17 protein-coding genes are annotated in these 20,673 nt (G+C 62.8%); 7 read left to right on the top strand and 10 right to left on the bottom strand.

Translation table 11 applies throughout. From position 1 onward, the window contains the following. Nucleotides 1-4: 4 nt before the first annotated feature. Entirely contained in the window at nt 5-1,564 is a 1,560-nt protein-coding gene (locus ACWICV_RS08970) for a long-chain-fatty-acid--CoA ligase (protein WP_454090403.1), read from the bottom strand. Nucleotides 1,565-1,755: 191 nt separating this feature from the next. Between ACWICV_RS08970 and ACWICV_RS08965 the strand changes: the two genes are divergently transcribed. Then, nucleotides 1,756-2,541: a VOC family protein gene (locus ACWICV_RS08965; RefSeq protein WP_133834121.1), complete on the top strand. Its 786-nt coding sequence runs from the start codon at nt 1,756-1,758 to the stop codon at nt 2,539-2,541. A gap of 68 nt (nt 2,542-2,609) precedes the next feature. Here ACWICV_RS08965 and ACWICV_RS08960 read toward each other — a convergent pair whose 3' ends face one another. The 7 genes from ACWICV_RS08960 to ACWICV_RS08930 are packed head-to-tail and all read right to left on the bottom strand — an operon-like array spanning nt 2,610 to nt 8,121. Further along, on the bottom strand, nt 2,610-3,656 hold the full coding sequence (locus ACWICV_RS08960; protein ID WP_133834120.1) for an LLM class flavin-dependent oxidoreductase: 1,047 nt from the start codon (nt 3,654-3,656) through the stop codon (nt 2,610-2,612). A gap of 30 nt (nt 3,657-3,686) precedes the next feature. Further along, on the bottom strand, nt 3,687-3,893 hold the full coding sequence (locus ACWICV_RS08955; RefSeq protein WP_454090404.1) for a tautomerase family protein: 207 nt from the start codon (nt 3,891-3,893) through the stop codon (nt 3,687-3,689). Between the two features lie 14 nt (nt 3,894-3,907). Beyond that, nucleotides 3,908-5,392 carry an aldehyde dehydrogenase gene (locus ACWICV_RS08950; protein WP_454090405.1) on the bottom strand — a complete coding sequence of 495 codons (1,485 nt, stop codon included), beginning with the start codon at nt 5,390-5,392 and terminating at the stop codon, nt 3,908-3,910. Then, nucleotides 5,389-6,141: an alpha/beta fold hydrolase gene (locus ACWICV_RS08945; protein ID WP_454090406.1), complete on the bottom strand. Its 753-nt coding sequence runs from the start codon at nt 6,139-6,141 to the stop codon at nt 5,389-5,391. Before ACWICV_RS08945 ends, ACWICV_RS08950 begins: the two co-directional genes overlap by 4 nt. A 34-nt stretch (nt 6,142-6,175) precedes the next feature. Next, nucleotides 6,176-6,727, bottom strand: coding sequence for an amino acid synthesis family protein (locus tag ACWICV_RS08940; RefSeq protein ID WP_133834116.1), 552 nt, complete (start codon nt 6,725-6,727; stop codon nt 6,176-6,178). Continuing rightward, nucleotides 6,724-7,392 carry an amino acid synthesis family protein gene (locus tag ACWICV_RS08935; RefSeq protein WP_454090407.1) on the bottom strand — a complete coding sequence of 223 codons (669 nt, stop codon included), beginning with the start codon at nt 7,390-7,392 and terminating at the stop codon, nt 6,724-6,726. Before ACWICV_RS08935 ends, ACWICV_RS08940 begins: the two co-directional genes overlap by 4 nt. A 30-nt stretch (nt 7,393-7,422) precedes the next feature. Continuing rightward, entirely contained in the window at nt 7,423-8,121 is a 699-nt protein-coding gene (locus tag ACWICV_RS08930) for a GntR family transcriptional regulator (RefSeq protein ID WP_105656184.1), read from the bottom strand. Nucleotides 8,122-8,249: 128 nt separating this feature from the next. On the opposite strand from ACWICV_RS08930, the gene ACWICV_RS08925 reads away from it, so the two are divergent. From ACWICV_RS08925 to ACWICV_RS08905, 5 genes are all read left to right on the top strand, one after another. Further along, a complete protein-coding gene (locus ACWICV_RS08925; RefSeq protein ID WP_454090408.1) occupies nt 8,250-9,224 on the top strand; it encodes a flavin reductase in 975 nt (324 codons plus the stop codon). A gap of 44 nt (nt 9,225-9,268) precedes the next feature. Then, entirely contained in the window at nt 9,269-10,927 is a 1,659-nt protein-coding gene (locus tag ACWICV_RS08920; protein WP_454090409.1) for a BCCT family transporter, read from the top strand. A 170-nt stretch (nt 10,928-11,097) separates the two neighbouring features. Beyond that, complete coding sequence (gene fdhD, locus ACWICV_RS08915) at nt 11,098-11,925, top strand: formate dehydrogenase accessory sulfurtransferase FdhD (protein ID WP_454090410.1); 828 nt, start codon at nt 11,098-11,100, stop codon at nt 11,923-11,925. Nucleotides 11,926-11,982: 57 nt separating this feature from the next. After that, the gene (locus ACWICV_RS08910) at nt 11,983-14,304 is read left to right on the top strand and encodes an FdhF/YdeP family oxidoreductase (RefSeq protein ID WP_454090411.1); all 2,322 of its coding nucleotides are present in this window, start codon (nt 11,983-11,985) and stop codon (nt 14,302-14,304) included. A gap of 158 nt (nt 14,305-14,462) precedes the next feature. Then, nucleotides 14,463-15,944 carry a nucleobase:cation symporter-2 family protein gene (locus ACWICV_RS08905; RefSeq protein ID WP_105656189.1) on the top strand — a complete coding sequence of 494 codons (1,482 nt, stop codon included), beginning with the start codon at nt 14,463-14,465 and terminating at the stop codon, nt 15,942-15,944. Between the two features lie 73 nt (nt 15,945-16,017). Here the strand turns inward: ACWICV_RS08905 and ACWICV_RS08900 are convergent, their stop codons facing one another. Next, nucleotides 16,018-16,908, bottom strand: coding sequence for an SPFH domain-containing protein (locus ACWICV_RS08900; protein WP_454090412.1), 891 nt, complete (start codon nt 16,906-16,908; stop codon nt 16,018-16,020). Between the two features lie 133 nt (nt 16,909-17,041). Between ACWICV_RS08900 and ACWICV_RS08895 the strand changes: the two genes are divergently transcribed. Next, nucleotides 17,042-18,031: an aldo/keto reductase gene (locus ACWICV_RS08895; protein WP_332595089.1), complete on the top strand. Its 990-nt coding sequence runs from the start codon at nt 17,042-17,044 to the stop codon at nt 18,029-18,031. A gap of 22 nt (nt 18,032-18,053) precedes the next feature. Here the strand turns inward: ACWICV_RS08895 and nirB are convergent, their stop codons facing one another. Then, entirely contained in the window at nt 18,054-20,669 is a 2,616-nt protein-coding gene (nirB, locus tag ACWICV_RS08890) for a nitrite reductase large subunit NirB (RefSeq protein ID WP_454090413.1), read from the bottom strand. Between the last annotated feature and the right edge of the window lie 4 nt (nt 20,670-20,673).

Genomic DNA, 20,673 nt, shown 5'->3' with positions numbered 1-20,673 from the left:
TTCGCTAGTCCTGCTCGGCAGTGAACTGCGCAACCAGTTCGCGCTTGAGGATCTTCCCGCTGGGACCCAGCGGGAATTCCTGGACGATCTCGATCAGCCGCGGATACTTGTACGCGGCCATCTGCTTGCTGGCCCACGCCACCAGCTCCTGCGCGCCCAGCGCGGAGCCGGCCTCCAAGGTCACCGAGGCGGCAATCTCCTGTCCGTGGGTTTCGTGCGGCACCCCGTACACGGCGGCGTTGGAAATCTCCGGATGGGAAACCAGCACCTCTTCGATTTCGCGCGGGTACACGTTGTAGCCGTTGCGCAGGATCATGTCCTTGGTCCGGTCCAGGATGCGCAGGTAGCCATCCTCGTCCTTGGTCCCCAGATCCCCGGTGCGGAACCAGCCATCAACCACCGCTTCGGCCGTGGCCTCGGGCCGGTTCAGGTAGCCGGAGAACAAGTTGTGCCCGCGCACCACCAGCTCGCCCAGCTCCCCGCGCGGCAGCAGCCGGATTTCATCGGGGCAGGCAGGATCGGCGATTTCCACATCCACACCCCAAACCGGGGTGCCCACGGTCCCGGGCCGCGGGTCGACGCCCACATGGTTGAAGCAAGCCACCGGAGAGGTCTCGGTCAGCCCGTAGCCCTCGTGGATCCGCGCGCCGAAGCGCTGCTCGAAGGCGGTGAGGATGGATACCGGAAGCGAGGCCCCTCCGGAAATGGCGTAGCGCAGTTTTTCCGGCATCCCTTCGCGCTGCTTGCCCGCTTCGAGCAGGGCCACATACATCGTGGGCACCCCGAAGAAGACGTCGATGCCAGCCTCCAGCAACAGTTCCAGGGCCCCTTCGGCGGTGAATTTGGGCAGCAGCATGACCTCGGCCCCCACCCGCAGCCCGGTATTGAGCACGCAGGTCTGGCCGAAGGTGTGGAACAGCGGCAACCCGCCGAAGAGCTTGTCGCCGCGGCGCAATTCCATGGTGTTCAGCAATGTGGTGTGGGTCTGCTCGATTAACGCCAGATGCGTGCCCAGCGCACCCTTGGGCTTGCCGGTGGTGCCCGAGGTGTACAGGATCGTGGCCAGGTCTTCGGGGCGGCGCGGCAGGTAGGTGCCAATCGGCGCGGCGTGCCGGGCCAGGTCTTCCAACCGGATGGCGCCCGATTCCTCCGGAGCCAGCACGCTGAGCACCGGCACCCCGGAAGCGGCGGCCCCCGCTGCTCCTTCTGCGAGCAGCGGTGCGGCGCAGATCATCAGCTTGGCTTCGGAATCCTCCAGGATGTAGGAGATCTCGCGCGCCTTGAGCAGCGCGTGGACCGGTACCGCTACGGCGCCCAGGGCCAGAACCGCGTAGTAGGCGCGGGCGAAGTCCGTGACGTTGGGAATGAGCAAGGCCACCCGGTCGCCCGCCTCGATGCCTTGGGCTTGCAGGGCTCCGGCGTATTGCCGGGCCTGCTCCCACAGCTGCTCATAGGTGGTGCTGCGGCCATCGACGGTGATGGCGTTCAGCTCGCCGTAGCGGGCAGCCCCTTCTGCGAGGATGGCCGCCACTGAAACAGTGAGATTGGATGTGGGAACGCTCATGGTGAACTCCTCGGGTCGCCCAGCAGTGCATTGTGTGTTGTGTCACATTAAACCATATTGGAACTGCGGTTCAGTACGAGGTATTGAGTTTCGAAATATCTTGAACAATGGAAAATTTCCGTTGCTGATCTGGGTAAAAAGGACATAGACTCAGCCCAAACGAGCTGGATGAATTGTGGAATGGGGAAGCGATGCCGGCACCAAAGGATCCTCGAGCCGAGCCGTGCTGGGTCGATTTGCTCACCAGCGACATGGAGGGCTCCACGCAGTTCTACGGGCAGCTTTTCGGTTGGGAAGTCCGCCATGACGAGGAAACCCGCGACGAGGGATATGCCGAGGTCTACCTCAACGGGGAAATGGTCACCGGCTTCATTGCCAATGACCCGGATTCCGAGGTGCAAGATGCCTGGACTACCTACCTGAATGTGACCGATGTGCACGCCGCCGCCTATGCCACCAAGATGCACGGCGGCAAGGTCTATCTCAAGCCCATCGACATTCCCGGCCAGGGAACCATGGCCATCATCGGGGACCCAGCGGGAACCGGCGTTGGACTCTTCCAGGCATTCCAATCAGCAGACACAACCGCCAGCCGCGCACCGGGCACCCGCATCTGGAACGAGCTGCACACCAGGCACTTCGAGGCGGTGGCCCGCTTCTACCGAGTAGCACTGGGCTGGTGCCTGTCCCCGGTCTCGGACACGGACGAATTCCGCTACCACACCTACGGCCAAGGTTCCGAGGCGGTGGCCGGAATCTTCGACATCTCCAGCTATCCGGATTCCAAGGCCGGTTGGCGCGCCTACTTCGCGGTGGCGGATGCCGAACAGACCGTGGCGCTCGCCGAGAAGCTCGGCGGCACGATCATCCATGAGCCCCATGATTCCTACTTTGGCCGCATGGCCGTGCTCAGCGACGTCACCGGCGCAGAGTTCGCGATCATCGCTCCGTCGCGCAAACAGGAATCTGAAGCCTGACGGCAAAGGCCGCCGGCACCGAAAAATCGGATGCACGGCGGCCTCGGTTCGGGCTGGTCCTTCGCAGCCTACTTCACGAAATTCGGCACAACTTCGTCAATGAACAACTTCAGCGAGCGTTTCTTTTCCTCGTGGCTCAGGGCGTTGTCGCTCCAGAAGCTGTATTCGCTGACGCCCAGATCTTCGTAGCGGCGCAGGCGCTCAACAACCACGTCCGGCGTGCCGATCATTGCGGTGCGGTGCAGGGACTCAGGCGTGAACTCCTCGCGTTCAGAGAACTTCTCCTCCGGGCTGGGATCGATGAATCCGTTGACCGGCTCCACCTTGTTGCCGAAGACCGCATCGAAGGTGCGGTAGAACTTGTTGATGCCTTCGGCAGCAGGGCGCCAGGCCTCTGGCTCGTTGGCGGAGTGCAGATAAGTGTGGCGAAGCACCATGATGTCAGGGCGCTGTTTCACCTCCGGGTGGGCAGCGATGGCGGCTTCGTACTTCTGGACTAATGATTCGACTTCTTCGTCGCCCTTCATCAGCGGAGTCACCATGACATGGCACCCGTTGGCCACAGCATACTCGTGCGACTCGGGGCTGCGGGCGGCAACCCAGACAGGGATCTGCTTTTGTGTTGGCTTGGGCACCGAGGTGGACGTCGGGAACTGCCAGACTTCACCGTCGTGGGCGTAATCTCCCTCCCACAGCTTCTTGACTGCGGGGATGAGCTCCTGCATGGAGGCACCGCCGTCGGTGGCCTTCATGCCATCGGTCATGCGATCGAATTCGAATTGGTAGGCACCGCGTGCCACGCCTAATTCGGCACGGCCATTGCTGATGACATCGAGCAGCGCGAGTTCGCCGGCTGCTCGGATCGGGTTCCAGAATGGTGCGATGATGGTGCCGGCTCCGAGCCGGATCGTGGAGGTCCGAGCCGCGAGGTAAGCAAGCTGCGGGATCGGGTTCGGGGAGACGGTGTATTCCATCGAGTGGTGTTCGCCGATCCAGACTGTGGAGAAGCCACCGGCTTCGGCCATTTGAGTCAGTTCGACGAGGTTCTCGAAATGCTGTGCGTGGCTGATCGAGTCGTCATAGCGTTCCATGTGGATGAACAGTGAAAAGCGCATATCTGTCCTTCTTTCGTTGCTCTGCTGCCCTTAGGCAGTTGTCTGGGTGCTGTTGCGTTCGGCGATGGTTTGATTGGTCCGGGACCAATGCTCATGATCGACTTCGCGCACGATGACCGTGATGTTTTCGGGGGCCGCATCAACGGTTTCTTCGGCGGCCCGGTGCAAGGCGTCGATCAGGGCGCGCAGCTGCTGGGAATTGCGGCCCTTGGCAATGGATACATCGATCAGTGGCATGGGGCTCCCTTTCCTTAGCCGCGCATCACAAACGGATCTGCGACGGGGGACTCGTCCGTGTTGATCCATACGCTCTTGAGGCGGGTGTATTCGTTCATGGATTCGAGGCCGTGCTCGATGCCGACGCCCGAGTTCTTGAAGCCTTGGCGAGGGGACATCGGGGACATCGCGCGGTAGGTGTTCACCCAGATCGTGCCGGCCTCCAGCCTCCGGGCCATGCGATGGGCGCGGGCAAGGTTCTGCGTCCACACGCCGGCGGCCAGCCCGTACTCGGTGTCATTGGCCATGGACAGCAGCTCGTCTTCGTGCTCGAAGGTCATTATCGCAGCCACCGGGCCGAAGATCTCCTCGCGGACCACGCGCATGTCGTTATTGACGTCGGTGAGCACAGTGGGGGAGAAATAGTAGCCCGGCAGGTCCAGGCCTTCGGGGCGGGTGCCGCCGGCCAGTACTTTGGCGCCCTCGTCTGCGCCGATCTTCACATAGGAAGCGACCTTTTCCAATTGGTCGGCGAACGCCAGCGGGCCTAGCTCGGTGGCATCCAAGAGCGGGTCTCCGATGACAATGGACTTGGCACGTTCGGTAACCCGTTCCAGCAGCTCGTCGTAGACAGACCTGTGGGCGAAGACCCGGCTGCCGGCAATGCAGGTCTGGCCGGCCGCGGCGTAGATGCCGGCCACCACGCCCATAGCCGCGTTGGCGACGTTGGCGTCGTCGAAGACGATGTTCGGGCTCTTGCCACCCAGCTCCAAGGTGCAGCCGATGAAGCGGCCGGCCGCCTCGGCGGCGATCTTCGAGCCAGTGGCCGTAGAACCAGTGAAGGAGATCTTGGCCAGCAGTGGGTGGCTGACTAGCGCCGCGCCGGCCTCGGCCCCGAACCCGGTGACCACGTTGATGACGCCCGGAGGGAATCCGGCCTGCTCAGCCAGCTCAGCCAGCAGCAGCACCGTGCGCGAGGTGTATTCGCTGGGCTTGATCACCACAGTGTTCCCGGCAGCCAGCGCAGGGGCGATCTTCGAAGTGGTCAAAGTCAGAGGCGAGTTCCACGGGGTGATAGCCCCGACCACGCCGAGCGCTTCGCGCTGGGTGTAGTTTAGAATCGCCGGATTCATGCTTGGGATCTGGGAACCCTGCACTTTGTCGGCCAGCCCGGCATAGTAGTAGAGGTACTCCGGCAGGGTGGCCAGCTGGCCCCGCATTTCGCGCAGCAGCTTGCCGTTGTCCAAGGATTCGTAGCGGGCCAACTTCTCGGCATTCTCACCGATTAGATCGCCTAGGCGGCGCAGCAGATGTCCACGGGCGGTGGCGCTCAGGGCGCTCCACGAGGGCGCGGAGAATGCCTTATGGGCGGCTTTGACAGCACGGTCCACATCTTCAGCATTGCCGCGCGCGGCCTCGTAAAGATCTTCGAGGGTTGCCGGGTTGGAGCTGGTGAAGAAACGGTCTTCGCTGGGAGCGATGTGCTCTCCGTTGATGAAATGCATGTAACGCTCGCTCATGCCTGTTTCCCTTCGTTATCGCTGAAAAAACTGTTCAATTCCGCGGCCAAGGCCAGCGGATTCTCGACCGGAAGCATATGCCGTGCTCCGGGGATGATGCGCAGCCGCCCCTGCGGCACAGCGGCAACCAGCCGGCGGGACATTTCCGGGGTCGATCCGGGATCCAGCTCGCCGGTGATGGCCAGTGTCGGCTGCTTGATCGCATCGAGTTCGCCGGCAATCTCCTGGTCACCGCGGGCGAAAACCGCGTAGGCGTGCAGATAGGATTCGAGATCGTTGCCCGCCATAGTTTGGCGCGTAGCCTCGATGAGCTGCGCGTCCACCGTGGTGGCCGCGGCCGGGAACCAGCGTTCGATGGCGCGGTCCACTCCCTGGGAGAAGTTCGTGCCGGCGGTAGCCAGGCGCTCTTCCACCGCGGTCGACTCTTCGGCGGTGCGCCGGCATACGGAGTTCACCGCAGACAAGGTCAGCACGCGCCCGGGAGCGAAGCGCGCAAGGTACTGGGCAACCAAGGCACCGAGCGAGAATCCCACAAGATGCACAGGCTCGCGAGTTTCAAGGCGTTCGAGCACATCGGCGGCCAAGCTCGCCAGATTCTGCTCGCTGCGCAGGGGCGGGCGTAACCCGTGCCCAGGCAGGTCCAGGGCCACTGATTCGTGCGCCAGCTGCTCGCGCAGCGGCTTCCACATGGTCCGGTCCAATCCGACTCCATGCAGGAGGACAACCAATGGCTGCTTCGTGCTTTTCATGCGTGCTTCGCTCCGTTCCGGCTGATGCGCTCTGCTACTGTTCGGTGGACAGCGGGGCCAGGCGTTCCTGCGGCCGGCCACGGGTTGCGCCGGCCAGGGCGATCAGGATTTCGCCAGGATGCGGGGCATCGGCGATCCTGGCCTCGACGCTCTGGTGGTGCGAGCGGATCGTGGCATCGGTGAAATGCTTGAGCGGGATGTCGAACTGCACTCCGGCCTGTCCGCGCTTTTCCACGGCCGGCAGCAAGGTGGTGGCCTTGGCTGCGTCGCGGAAGTGGTTGCCGAATTTCAGGGTGTGGATCAGGGCTGAGCCGTGCTCGACTTCACCGTCAAGGCCGACGATTGCAGCCTTGCCATAGGCCTGGAGCGGGGCGCCCAGCGCTTCGATGACCCGCGGTGCCAGCAGCGCTCCGAGGTCCGAGGCGACCGAGTCGATTCCCGGGTTCAAGTCCTCGACGAATCCTTGCCCTGCCCACGGGTTGTCGAATACGGCGGCGACAATGACCACGCGGGCTACCGGATCCACCGGGCGTCCGCCCTCTGTGGCAATTTCCTCGACGATGGTTACCAGTTTGCGGTAGTTCATAGTTGTATTCCCTTCAGTATTTCGGAAGTGACCGTTCGGTCGGTGGTTCGATCGCCGATGCGTGCATGTGGCCGGGGGCCGCTTGATGCCGCGGCAATGACCGCGATCTCGCCAGCATGCGGGGCATCGGGCAAGGACAGCTCCAGGGTTTGGTAGTGGGTTCGGGTGGCAGCTGCGGTCTTATGCCACATCGGTACTCGCAGGGATTCACCAGGAACGCCGCGGCCGTCGACAAAGCAGATGATCGAGGTGCCGCCGAGGGCTTCGCGCAGCAGGTTGCCGAAGAACGGGGTGTGGATCAGCGCTCCGGCATGCTCCAATTCGCCATCGCTGCCAACCAATGCGGCCTTGCCGAAAGCTTCAACTTGTTCGGCTCCGCCCAGGGCATTGAGCAGGCGATCCGACAGCAGCTTGGCGAGCAATGGGGCGATGGCCTCGCTCCGCTCGGATAAATCTTGCGACGTTCTAGTGCCGAGCCAAGGATTGGTGATGACTGCGGTGGCGGTCGCGCGGGTGATGCTGCCTAATTCGTGGTGGGGAACTTCTTCCACCGTGCACGAGATTTTGCGCAAACCAATGGCCTGGGCCAAATCCTGGTAGTCTTCGAGCGTTGATCGGGTGCTCAAATCAATGAGCTGAGGCGGCTGGGCCAGTGGAGAATTCATCTGGTATTCCTTTGCATGGCTATTTTGGGGCTAACCCGGTTGTTCTTCGTCTTCTTCTTTCATTGCGGCCAGGGCCGCCGACTGGCTTGATGCGGCAACATGCCTGCGCATCACAAGTTCTGCGGCCAACGGATCTTTGGAGCTGATGGCGTCGATGATTGCCTGGTGCTCGTCCTTCGAATTCTGCAAGCGCCCGGGCAAGCTCAGGGTCTGCGAAACGATGCGATGGTAGGCCAGCTGGTTCATCAACAGGTCATAGTGCTCGGTGAGCTTCCTGTTGTCAGCCCCGGCAACCAACGTGCTGTGGAATTCATGGACCAGTTGCGAATAGAGTTCCGCGTCGCCGCGCTCGACGGCCCGTTGGCTGCGTGCAACGTTTTCCTTGAGCTGCTCCAATTCAGGTACGGCTCCACGTCTGGCCAGCAGGCCAGCGGCTAGTCCCTCGAAGGCCTCCTTCAGGGAAAACATCTCGTGAATTTCGCGCTGGGTGGGCTTCCTTACGAATGTTCCAACCCGCGAACGCACCTCAACTAGGCCCTCGCGCTCCAGCTGCTTCAATGCTTCTCGAATTGGAGTACGGCTGACCTCGAAGTCTTGCGCCAGGGCTGTCTCTGCCAATAGGTCTCCGGGTTGAACAACTCCAGTGACGATCATTTGACGGAGCCGGCCCAGCAACGGCGTCTCCGGGGTGCTCCTGGTTTTTGATTCCACGCTTGAACTCTCTTGCATACAAGAACTCTATCCATAGATTCTCTTGTATGCAACAGAAATTCAAGGAATTGCCTTGAATCCGCTAAATTTAAGAGAATTTCCTGAAACGTGTTGACTCAGTCACAACCTTTGCTAGCATTTCTTGCATGCAACAAATTGTAAATTCACTCCAGCCTGTCAAAGAATCACTCGTCAACGCCTGGGAAGCGGCATGGGATCGGGGCCAGGTCGATGCACTGGACGAGATCTTCCACGCGGACTTCCGGCGAATCAGCAAGAAATCCAAAAACGTCACCACCATCCGAGAGCTGAAGCAAGAGATTTTGTCCGTGCGGGAGGCCTTCCCTGATCTGGTGACAAAAATCGACCATCTGCTCGTGGATGAGCAGGAGCAGTCCATCGCGATTTTCTGGCACACCACCGGAACGTTCACCAACGATCTGCAGGGTGTGCCGGCCACGGGCAACACCGTGGAAACCCGCGGTTCCAACCTGATGGAAATCCAGGACGGGAAAATCATCTCGGAGCAGGTGACTTGGGACCAGAGCGAGCTGCTCGAAGACGTGGGGGTCCCATCGCTCAAGTCCGCCTTCGAGTCCACGGATGATGGCGTGGTAGTGGACGATTTGAGCGGCGTGCTGAATCTCGATGCGCTCAAGGGGTTCAACCGCCAATTCGTTACCGGCGTGACTGTCGTGACCACCATGGATGAACATGGCAAGCCTCGCGGGCTAGCCGCAAATTCATACGTGTCAGTTTCGCTCGAGCCGCCTCTGGTGCTGGTGTGCGTGCAGAAGACCACCAGCACCTATGCATCGCTGTTCAAGTCCACCCATCTGGGCATCAACATCATGAGCAACGGGCAGCGCGACACCGTGGGCACCTTCGCTTCCAAGGGTGATGACAAGTTCGCCGAGCTCGAATGGCATCAGGGGCCGAACGGCAGCCCGCTGATCGATGGCTCGGCCGCTTCCATCGAAGCAGAAATCAAGGAGCGCTTCCAAGCCAAGACCCATACCGTGTTCATCGCCAAGGTAAAGCATTCCGAAGTCGCCCAGCTTGAGCCGATGGTCTACAAGGCCGGCCGGTTCTACGACGGCGCCGAACTGACCGCGCTATAGCCCGGCGTCGGCAGATTCCTCCAATACAACGAAGTGTGAGAGCCATGAAAACCGAACCCAACGAAAAGCAGGGCAAGGGGCCACGCGGAGGGCCCACGCTCACCGGCGGCAAATTGCGTCGGGCCGCGGACAAGAACGAATCGAAACAGGTCTACAAGCAACTCCAGCGTCCGGGCAGTGTCCTTTTCGTTTCGCTGGCGCTGGTCGTGGTGTTCGTGCTCTGGGCGGCTATTGCACCGGGCCGGCTCAATGAACTGATGTCCGGGGCATCCACCTGGTCAGCGCAGTACATTGGCTGGAGCTACCTGTTGGTGACTCTCGGCTGCATCGTGCTGATGCTGTTCCTGGCCTTTTCGCGCTACGGAGGCATCAGGCTGGGCAAGGACGCGGACCGACCCGAGTTCTCCACATGGGCCTGGATCGCGATGATTCTCGGTGCCGTGATGGGCATCGGGTTGATCAGCTATGGCGCGGCCGAACCCATGAGCCACTTCATGGTCCCTCCGCACGGACGGGCGGAGCCGGAAAGCATGGATGCGGCAGTGCTGGCCTTGCAGTTCTCGTACTTCGACTGGGGTCCGAACGCCTGGGCCTTGTTCGGCGTGTTCGGCCTGGCCATTGCCTACTCGACGCACCGCCGGGGCAACTCGGGACTCGTCTCGGTGATGCTCAGGCCAGTTCTTGGAAAATCCATGGACGGATGGCTCGGAAAGACCATTGACGTGTTCACCGTGCTGGCCACCCTCTTCGGCACGACCACTTCCCTGGGCTTGGGCGCTTCGCAAATCGCCGAGGGGCTGAACAGCCTGTTCGGGATTCCCACGGATCTGTTCGTCAAGATCGTGATCATTGCAGGCGTTACCATCGTATTCACTCTCTCGGCGCTTTCCGGCGTTGGCAAGGGCATCAAATGGCTCAGCCAGGGCACCATGATCGGTGCCGCGGCCATCGGGGTTTTCGTCCTGGTTTCCGGTCCCACCGGATTTATTTCCAACATCTATTTCCGTTCCATGGGGCAGTTCCTGGGCGAGTTCCCGGCCGTGGCGCTGCTGACTCCCTCTGGAGCCGAAGACTTGCAGTGGATGCAATGGTGGACGTACTTCATGATGGCCTGGTGGTTGAGCTGGGGCGCCTTCGTCGGCATCTTCCTGGCGCGGATTTCCAAGGGCCGGACCATTCGCGAATTCGTTCTTGCGGTGATGGGTGTCCCGTCTCTGGTCTTCAGCATCTGGTTCAGCATTTTCGGTGGCACCTCGATCCACCAGGAGATGACCGGCAGCTCTGGGATCGGCCAGGCAACGTTGGAAGACACCAACAGCACCTTTTTCGCGATGCTGGCCGAACTGCCGATACCGGAAGTGACCTCGGCATTCACAGTTATTCTCGTGGTGCTGTTCTTCATTACCGGCGCGGATTCCAATACCTATGTTCTGGGCACGCTGACCTCCGGCGGAAATATGTACCCCAAGAGGCCGGTCTTAGTGGTCTGGGGACTTCTCACCGGCGTCTGCGCGATCGTGTTGCTGCTGGTGGGCGGGCTCGAGGCCCTGCAACAGGCAGCCATCCTCTCGGCGGTGCCGTTCACGGTGATTGTGACGCTGCTGGGGATGTCGCTTATGAGGGAGCTGCGCTGCGACACGCGCCTGCAGGCACCTTTGCTGGAAGCTGCAGCGCCGAGTGGAGACGGCAACGAAGCAGGCTAGGCAGCACCGCGAAATAGTTGGGCCCAGCGAATTGCGGCCCCGGTGGAGCCTTGGATTTGCCTCAATCCAGCATGGGGGTTGGCCGAGCCGGGGTCTGTAAACGTAGAGTGTCCTCTAGCAGTATGCGGCAAGCGGCGGAAGCCGCAAGATGTAGCACAAGGAGCGTTTAAATGGGTCGCAAGATCGTGCGCCGCCGCGTGGTCAGGGCAACGCTGGAGGGATCGCGCGTCCGCGAGGAGAAGCTGGCTGGCGAGGAGCCGCTGGAGATCCGCTTCGGCCATACCTCCTACACCACCTCCATGCGCACCCCGGGCGACGACTTCGACATGGTCACCGGATTCCTGGTGGGCGAGGGAATCATTTCCGCGCCCGAGCATCTGGCCTCCCTGCGCTACTGCGCCGGCACCGATGAAGCAGGCAACCAGACCTATAACGTCATCGAGGTGCAGCTGGGTGCGGGGGCGAAGCATCCTGATCTCCTGGCTGCCCGCAATGTGGTCACCAGTTCAGCCTGCGGGATCTGCGGCACCAACTCCATTGACGAAGTGCGCAAGAAAGCCGCCTTCGCACCCTCCCCTGAATCGGGGCGGGTTGGGCTGGAAACGCTGCTGGGCCTGCCTGACACCTTGCGCGAATCGCAGCAGCTGTTCTCCGCCACCGGGGGAGTGCACGCGGCCGGATTGTTCTCCACCGCTGGGGAATTGCTGATCCTGCGCGAAGACGTCGGGCGTCATAATGCGGTGGACAAGGTCATCGGAGCGGCCATGCGCGACGGGTTGCTGCCACTGGGCGACACCGTCCTGCAGGTCTCCGGACGCGCCTCCTTCGAGCTGGTGCAGAAGGCCGCGATGGCCGGAATTCCGGTGCTCGCAGCGGTCAGCGCGCCCTCGTCGCTGGCCGCTGACCTGGCCGAGGAATCGGGTCTGACGCTGGCCGCTTTTTCCCGCAGGCACAGCGTGAACATTTATACACATGCGGATCGGGTGATCAGGGCGTAGCCTTGTGATATGTGAGCTGGATATCAGTACCGGCCGCGCTACCAATAGGAGGGTCTCATGCATCGTTCGGCACCCAAAAAGGACATCAACGAAGATGAACTGAAGGTCAGCGAACCCAAGCACGCCGCCGCCGGCCTCAAGGCCGTGATGGTATCCATGGAGCGCGGCTTCGCCGAAGCCGGCCCGTCGCGTACCCTGCGTTCGATGCTGCGCGTCAACCAGCACGACGGCTTCGACTGCCCGGGCTGCGCGTGGCCTGAATCCATCACCGGCAAGCGCAAGCCCGCCGAGTTCTGCGAGAACGGCGCCAAGGCCATCGCCGAGGAAGCCAGCGCCCGCACCGTCACCCCGGAGTGGTTTGCGCAGAACTCCATCGAGGACCTGCGCGACAAGACCGAATACTGGCTGGGCTCGCAGGGCCGGATCACCGCTCCGATGATTATTCGCGAGGGGGAGACCCATTACTCCCCGATCAGCTGGGCGCAGGCCTTCTCGACTATCGCCGAGCACGTGAACGCGACCACCCCGGACAAGTGCGTGTTCTACACCTCCGGGCGCACCGCGAACGAGACCGCGTTCATGTACCAGCTGCTCGCCCGCTCGCTGGGCACCAACAACCTGCCCGACTGCTCGAACATGTGCCACGAATCCTCGGGCAGCGCGCTGAACCCGACCATCGGCATCGGCAAGGGCACCGTGTCATTGGAAGACTTCGATCATGCGGACCTGATCTTCGTGGTGGGCCAGAACCCCGGCACCAACCATCCGCGCATGCTCTCCGCGCTGGCCGATGCGCGCAAGCGCGGCGCCCGCATCGTTGCCGTGAACCCGCTGCCGGAGGCAGGCTTCTTCGGGTTCAAGGACCCGCAGACCGTGGGTGGCATGCTGGGCAAGGCCGACCCGATTTCCAGCGACTTCCTGCAGATCAAGGTCGGCGGCGACCTGGCCCTGTTCCAGGCCTTCGGCCACCTGCTGCTCGAAGAAGAGAAGAAGCATCCGGGCACCGTGGTGGACCACGAGTTCATCGCCGCGGTCACCGACGGGTTCGAGGCCTACCAGGCCGCGCGCGCCACCTTGGACTGGGAAGCTACCGAGGAGGCCACCGGACTGACCCGCGCCCAGATCACCGAGATCGCGATGCTGCTGGCCAAGTCCAAGGCCACCATCATCTGCTGGGCGCTGGGCCTGACCCAGCAGCCGCACTCGGTGCCGACGCTGAAGGAAATCATCAACCTGCTGCTTTTGCAGGGCAACTTCGGCAAGCCAGGTGCTGGCGCCTGCCCGGTGCGCGGGCACTCCAATGTGCAGGGCGATCGCACCATGGGCATCTGGGAGAAGCCCGGCGAGCAGCTGCTCGAAGCGCTGGATGCCGAATTCGGCATCGAGTCCCCGCGCGCCCACGGCTACGATTCCACCGAGGCCCTGCATGCCTTCGAGAAGGACGAGGTGGACGTGTTCGTCTCCATGGGTGGCAACTTCGCCCTGGCCAACTCGGACACCGAAGCGCTGGAGGCGGGCATGCAGCGTGCCAAGCTGACCGTGCACATCTCCACCAAGCCCAACCGCTCGCATGTGGTGCACGGCAAGACCTCGCTGATCCTGCCGACCCTGGGCCGCACCGACAAGGACGACAAGCACCCCACCGGTGCGCAGTTCCTTTCGGTGGAGGACTCCATGTCGGTGATCAAGTCCACCCGCGGCCGGCTCACCCCGGTCTCCGAGCACCTGCTGGCCGAGCCGGTCATCGTTGCCCGCATGGCCCAGGCCATCCTGGGCGATGGGCACCCGGTCAACTGGCGTGCCATGGCCGAGGACTACGACGTGATCCGCGACCACATCGAGAAGGTGCTGCCCGGCTTCGAGGACTTCAACAGCCGGGTGCGGGAGAAGAACGGCTTCGTGCTGCCCAATCCGCCGCGAGATACCCGCTCCTTCGCCACGGACATCGGCAAAGGCCGCTTCACCGTGTCGGACTTTGAAGCGCTGGAAGCTCCCGAAGGCCACCTGATCCTGCAGACCATGCGCAGCCACGACCAGTACAACACCACCTTCTACGGGCTCGATGACCGCTACCGCGGGATCAAGGACGGCCGTCGGGTCATCCTGATCAACCCGGAGGACCTGGCTGAGACCGGGTACAGCGACCGGGACCTGGTGGACGTGATCTCCACCTTCGCCGGCTCCGAGCGCCGCGCCAACCGTTTCCGCCTGGTGTCCTACCCGACGGCCAAGGGCTGCGTGGCGGCCTACTACCCGGAGGCCAACGCGCTGGTGCACCGCGATCTGGTGGCCCGCGAGTCCAATACGCCGGGTTTCAAGGCGATGATGGTGCGTTTCGTCGAGCACACCCAGCAGCCCGGACGCACGCTGGATAGCTGACTTGGAGCAGTGCTAAGCGCTTGACGTAATGCACCTCGCAGCCATTTGCGCTTCACCAGCTGTCAACCTGGCGGACTTGTGCGGGAGAATTGACGGCGGGGCGCATCCCGAACGCATGGGGTGCGCCAATCCGCAGTCCACCGAAGAGGAAATTCCCCATGAGTGCTGCCCGCAGCCAATCCGCTGAGAGCATCAGACCCGAAGACGAACGCCTGCCCGCGCCGAAAACCGTGGCCTACGGTTTCCAGCATGTGCTGACCATGTACGGCGGCATCATCGCTCCGCCGCTGGTGATGGGCGGGGCTGCGGGAATGGACACGGCCGAAATGGGCGTGCTCGTCGCCAGCTGCCTGTTCATCGGCGGCCTGGCCACCATCCTGCAAACCCTGGGCGTGCCATTCTTCGGCGCCCAGCTGCCGCTGGTCCAGGGCACGTCCTTCTCCGGGGTGGCCACCATGATCGCCATCCTCAACGGCGGGGGAGGCATGCCGGCAGTCTTCGGCGCGGTGCTCGCCTCGGGCGCCATAGGCATCGTCATTGCCCCGTTCTTCGCCAAGCTGCTGCGCTTCTTCCCGCCGGTGGTCACCGGCGTGGTGATTACGATTATCGGCGTCTCGCTCTTCCCGGTCACCGCCGACTGGGCCATGGGCGGGGCGGGCGCAGGGGATTCCTATGGCTCGATCAAGAACATCGCCCTGGCCGCCATTACCCTGCTGATCCTGCTGGCGCTGTCCAAGTCCGGCATCCCTGCGCTCTCGCGGCTGTCCATCCTGCTGTCCATTGCGCTGGGCACCTTGGTGGCAGTGTTCATGGGCATGGCCGATTTCTCGCAGGTGCTCACCGGCGACATTTTCGCGGTTCCCACTCCGTTCGCCTTCGGCGCCCCGGTCTTCGAGATCGGCGCCATCATCTCGATGATGATCGTCATCCTGGTGACCTATACCGAAACCACCGCAGACATGCTCGCCGTGGCCGAGGTGACCGGATCCAAGGTGGATTCGCGGCGCATCGCCAACGGCCTTCGCGCCGACATGCTCTCCTCCACCGTCGCCCCGATCTTCAACACCTTCACCCAGTCGGCCTTCGCGCAGAACGTCGGGCTGGTGGCCATTACCGGTGTGAAGAGCCGCTTCGTGGTGGCCGCCGGTGGCGGCATCCTGGTGGTCCTCGGCCTGCTGCCAGTGCTTGGCCGCGTGGTCGCCTCCATCCCCTCCCCGGTACTGGGCGGCGCCGGCGTGGTGCTGTTCGGCTCGGTAGCGGCCGCAGGCATCCGCACCTTGGCCAAGGCCAAGGATGACAACATGAACATGCTGATCATCGCGACCTCGCTGGCCTTCGGCTGCATTCCCATGGTCAAGCCCGACTTCTACGCCGAATTCCCTGCCTGGGTTGGCACCATCTTCCAGTCCAGCATCTCCTCGGCCACCATCATGGCGGTGCTGCTGAACATCATCTTCAACGAGCTGAACTGGGGCAAGAAGGAAACGTCGCTGCGCACCGTCTACAAGTACCAGCTGGCCGGCCTTGAAGACGGCGACCGCCTGATCGATGGCAAGCTGTACGACTCGAAGGGCCTGGAAATCCAGGTCATCTCGGAGCAGCCAGGCCACGCCGGTGACCGTCCGATGCCGCAGGGCTAGCGGCAACTCCGAATCCGAATAGCGAAACGCCCCAGTTCACAAGCGTGAACTGGGGCGTTTGGCGTGAAGGCTGCTACTGGTTGGAGTCCTTCTGCTTGTCACCGGTCATGGTGATGGGCTGGACCCCTGAATTCGGGAAGCAGCCGATAGGGCTCTGGCCGGATTCGGCGACGATATCCAGGCACTTGGACGTCAAGGTTTCCGGAGTCAGCGAGCGTTCCAGGATCTTATTGGCTTCGGCTTCAGCCTGGCTGGTCTGCTTGCGCTGCTGGGCCACGCGGGTCTTGGCGGTTTCCGCCTGCAGCTCGTTGATGCGGTTCTGCGTTGGCTCGTCGAAGTTGATGATCGGCAAGGTAACCGAGCGGATCTCGATCTGGGTCTTGACCTTGGCCTGCATCTTTTCCTGGACGGACTTCGCCAGGCCTTCCAGGTCCTGGCCGCCACTGGCCGGTTCGCCGTATTCCAGCGGATCATAGGTGGCCATGACCTCGTTCAAAGCGGCGCGGAAGTTGCGGTCGACGAGGTTGGACTGGATGCCCTCGAAGGTGCGGTAATCCAGGAACACGTCCATCGCATCGTCGGTCTTCAGCTGCCACTGGATCGAGGCGTCAACGTCGGCTCGGCCGTTGTTGCCCAGGCGAACCGGGATGGCGCTGCTGGCGGAGTAGACGTCGTTCTGCACCGAGCCATCCAGCTTCTCGACCTTTTCCCATGGCCACTTCAGGTGGAAGCCGTTGCTCACCACGGAGGTCGGCTTGCCCAGCGCGACCTTCACGCCTACAGTGCGTGGCTGCACGATGGTGGTGGACATGATGGCCAGCACGATCAGCGAGACGATGAAGATGCTGATTCCGGTGAAGCGCGTGGAAGAGCGGTTCTTGTTTTCTGGCTTCATGGATTTGCTGGCAAGCATGACGAGCAATCCTACGACGGCGCAAATGACCGCAAGAATAGTGGGGAACATGATCTCCTCGATGGTGTGACGGTAATTTATATTCTATCGTTTAGATAATTGAGAACAAATTCAGACACCGCAACACAGCAGAATGATCTGCCATCGACCGGAAATAGGCACTTCGGGCACTAGACTCGGAGGCATGCAAAAACGAGAACTTGGACGTACCCACCGCAACGTGTCGGCCATTGGCCTGGGCACCTGGCAACTAGGCGCTGACTGGGGCTCGGTAGACGAGACCGACGCTCTAGCCGTACTCGATGCCGCCTACGAAGCCGGGGTGAACTTCTTCGACACCGCCGATGTCTACGGCGATGGCCGCAGCGAGCAGCTGATCGGCACTTGGCTGAAGGCCAACCCGGATGCCGGGGTCACCGTGGCCACCAAAATGGGCCGCCGTGTCGAGCAGCTGCCGGAGAACTACAACCTGGATGCCTTCCGCGCGTGGAATGACCGCTCCCGCAAGAACCTGGGCGTGGACACCCTGGACCTGGTCCAGCTGCACTGCCCGCCAACCCCTGTGTACTCCACCGATGCGATCTACGATGCGCTGGACACCATGGTGGATGAAGGCCGGATGGCCAACTACGGCGTTTCGGTGGAAACCGTGGACGAGGCGCTGGCGGCTATTGCCCGCCCGAACATTGCCACCGTGCAGATCATCATCAACGCCTTCCGCCACAAGCCGCTGGAAACCGTGCTTCCGGCAGCCCGAGAGGCAGGGGTGGGGATCATCGCCCGGGTGCCGCTGGCCAGCGGATTGCTGACCAACCGCTACACCCTGCAGACCGAGTTCGCCAAGGATGACCACCGCAACTTCAACCGCGATGGCTCCTCCTTCGACGTGGGGGAGACCTTTTCCGGCGTGGACTACGCCACCGGTCTTCAAGCCGCTGGCGAGTTCGCCAAGCTGGCTGCCGCCGAGGCGCCCGAAGCCACCAGTGCCCAGGTGGCTTTGGCTTGGCTGGCCGCCCAGGACGGGGTGAGCACCATCATCCCCGGAGCCCGCAATGCGCAGCAGGCCCGCGCCAACGCGGCAGCCGGTTCGCTGCAGATTTCCGAGGGATTCAACGCCTCGGTCCGCGATCTCTACGACGCCAAGCTGCGCGAACAGATCCACCCGCGCTGGTAGCAGCACGGGTGGGATGCCGTTCCTAGCCTTGCGGCGCCCCGACCGGGATGCTGGCACCTAGTGCCACCGGCTCGGCGGGGCGCTGCTGTCCCCGCTCGGAAACATATTCCAGCTCGGTATCCGGTGCGGCGGTGTTCACGAAGGAACGGAAGCGCTTGAGCTTCACCGGGTCGGCCAAGGTAGCGGCCCACTCGTCCTCGTAGTTGGCCACGTGGGTTTCCATGGCCGCTTCCAACTCTTCGGCCAGGCCCAGCGAATCCTCGATCACCACCTGCTTGGCCCGTTCCAATCCGCCATCCAGGTCCTGCAGCCAATGCGCGGTGCGCTGCAGCTTGTCCGCGGTGCGGATGTAGTACATCAGGTAGCGGTCGATGTATTTGAACAGCGTTTGATCATCCAGCCCGCCGGCCAGCAGTTGGGCATGGGCCGGGTTGGCGCCGCCGTTGCCGCCCACATACAGGTTCCAGCCATCGGTGGTGGCGATCACGCCGATGTCCTTGGCGCGGGCTTCGGCGCACTCGCGGGCACAGCCCGAAACGCCCATCTTCAGCTTGTGCGGTGCCCGCAGGCCCCGGTAGCGCAGCTCCATTTCGATGCCCAGCGCGGTGGAATCGAGCATGCCGTATCGGCACCAGGATGAACCGACGCAGGTCTTCACATTGCGCAGCGACTTGCCGTAGGCCTGGCCCGATTCGAAGCCGGCGTCCACCAGCTCGCGCCAGATCTCGGGCAGCTGCTCCAATCGGGCGCCGAACATGTCGATGCGCAGGCCGCCGGTGAGCTTGGTGTACAGGCCGTATTTCTGCGCCACCGCGGCAATCACGCCGAGCTTCTCGGGGGTGATCTCCCCGCCCGGGATGCGCGGCACCACCGAATAGGTGCCGTCCTTCTGCATATTGGCCAGCACGCGGTCGTTGGTGTCCTGGGCGCCGGCAAGACCTGCATCCATCGGGTGGGCGCTGGTCTGCGAGGAGAGGATATTGGCGATCACCGGCTTGCAGATATCGCAACCCTGGCCGCTGCCGAAACGTTCCATCACCTCGCCGAAGGCCTGCAACCCGGCCACGCGGATGGCTTCGTAGAGTTCCGGACGGGAGAAGGAAATATGCTCGCACAGGGCGGTGGACACTTCCGCGCCGTCCTTGAGCATCTGCGCTTCCATGAGCTTCTTGAGCATCGGCACGCAGGACCCGCACTGGGTGCCGGCACGGGTGCACCCCTTCAGCCCGGAGACGGTGGTGACCGGCGCTTCGCCCTCGAAGCAGCCGCAACCCGAGACGGCATCGCGGATGGTGCCGGCGGTGACCGAATTGCAGGAGCACAGCACCGCATCATCGGGCAGTTCGCCTTCTGGCGCCTCGCCGCCCAGGGCGCTGAGGTACGCTCCCGGCTCGCCGGGCAGTTCCCGGCCGAGCAGCGGGCGCAACGACTGGTACGGGGTGGCATCGCCAACGAAAATGCCGCCGAGCAGTGTCCTGGCATCGGAGGAAACCACGAGCTTCTGGTACAGGCCACGCGGGGCATCGGCATAGACCACTTCCAGCGCCCCCTCGGCGCGGGCGAAGCCATCGCCGAAGCTGGCCACGTCCACACCGGAGAGCTTGAGCTTGGTGGCGGTGTCGAATCCGGCGAATTCGGCTTCGCCCCCGGCCAGCTGTTCGGCCACGATTTCCGCCATGGCGTTGGCCGGAGCGACCAGGCCGATGCAGAAACCGTCGTAGTTCGCGACCTCGCCGATAGCCCAGATGTGCTCGATATCGGTGGCGCAATGCGCGTCGATGACCACGCCGCCGCGGGGGCCCATGCCGAAACGGGGTGCCGGGCTGCCTGCTTCGTCAAGGGCCGCGTTGTAATTGCGGATCAGCTCATCGCGGGGACGAACACCGATCGAAACGACCACCATATCCGCATCGATGGTGCGTTCATCAGCCATCAGCACGCCGGTGACAGCCGTGCTGCCAGACTCCTGGCTGGTCAGGATTTCTTGCGGGAAAACGCCGTTGTGGACGGTGAATCCGGTTTGCTCGATGAGCCGGCCCATGGCCTGGCCAGCGCCTTCATCCAGCTGGGTGCCCATCAGCCATTTGCCGCCATCAATGACTACTGCCTCCGCACCCAGTGCTTGGGCACCCGCGGCAGCTTCCAAACCGAGCAGCCCGCCACCGATGGTAGCTACCACCGGGGTGCGGCCCAGGGAAGCTGAAAGTTCCTTGACCTTCTGCGCGATGGACCAGACATCTTCCAGCGTGCGGTACACAAAGGTGTGCTCGTTGCCGGCAATGGGCAACGTGGCCGCGTTGGAACCGGTGGCCAGCACCAATTCGTCGTAGCTGAAGATGCGTCCGTCTTCCGTGGTGACCGTGCGCTTGGTGCTGTCGATAGCGATGGCCTTGGCGTTGGTTTCCAAGGTGACATGCTCGGCTTCCCAGAGCTTCGGATCGCCGAGGGTGAGATCGACTCCGGGGTTGGTTAACGCCTGGGAGAGCGCCACGCGATCATAGGGAAGGTGGGTTTCTTCGGTCAATACCGTGATGCTCAGATCCTGCGGTGCGCGGCTGGCCAGGGCTTCGGTGAAGCGGTGGGCTGCGGGACCGCCGCCGATAACCAGGATGTGGCGTGCATTGTGTGGAGTACCCATGATC

Source organism: Glutamicibacter sp. NPDC055354 (assembly GCF_053644955.1).
The sequence above is the reverse complement of the archived record's forward strand: the minus strand, read 5'-3'. Positions and strand labels throughout refer to the sequence as shown.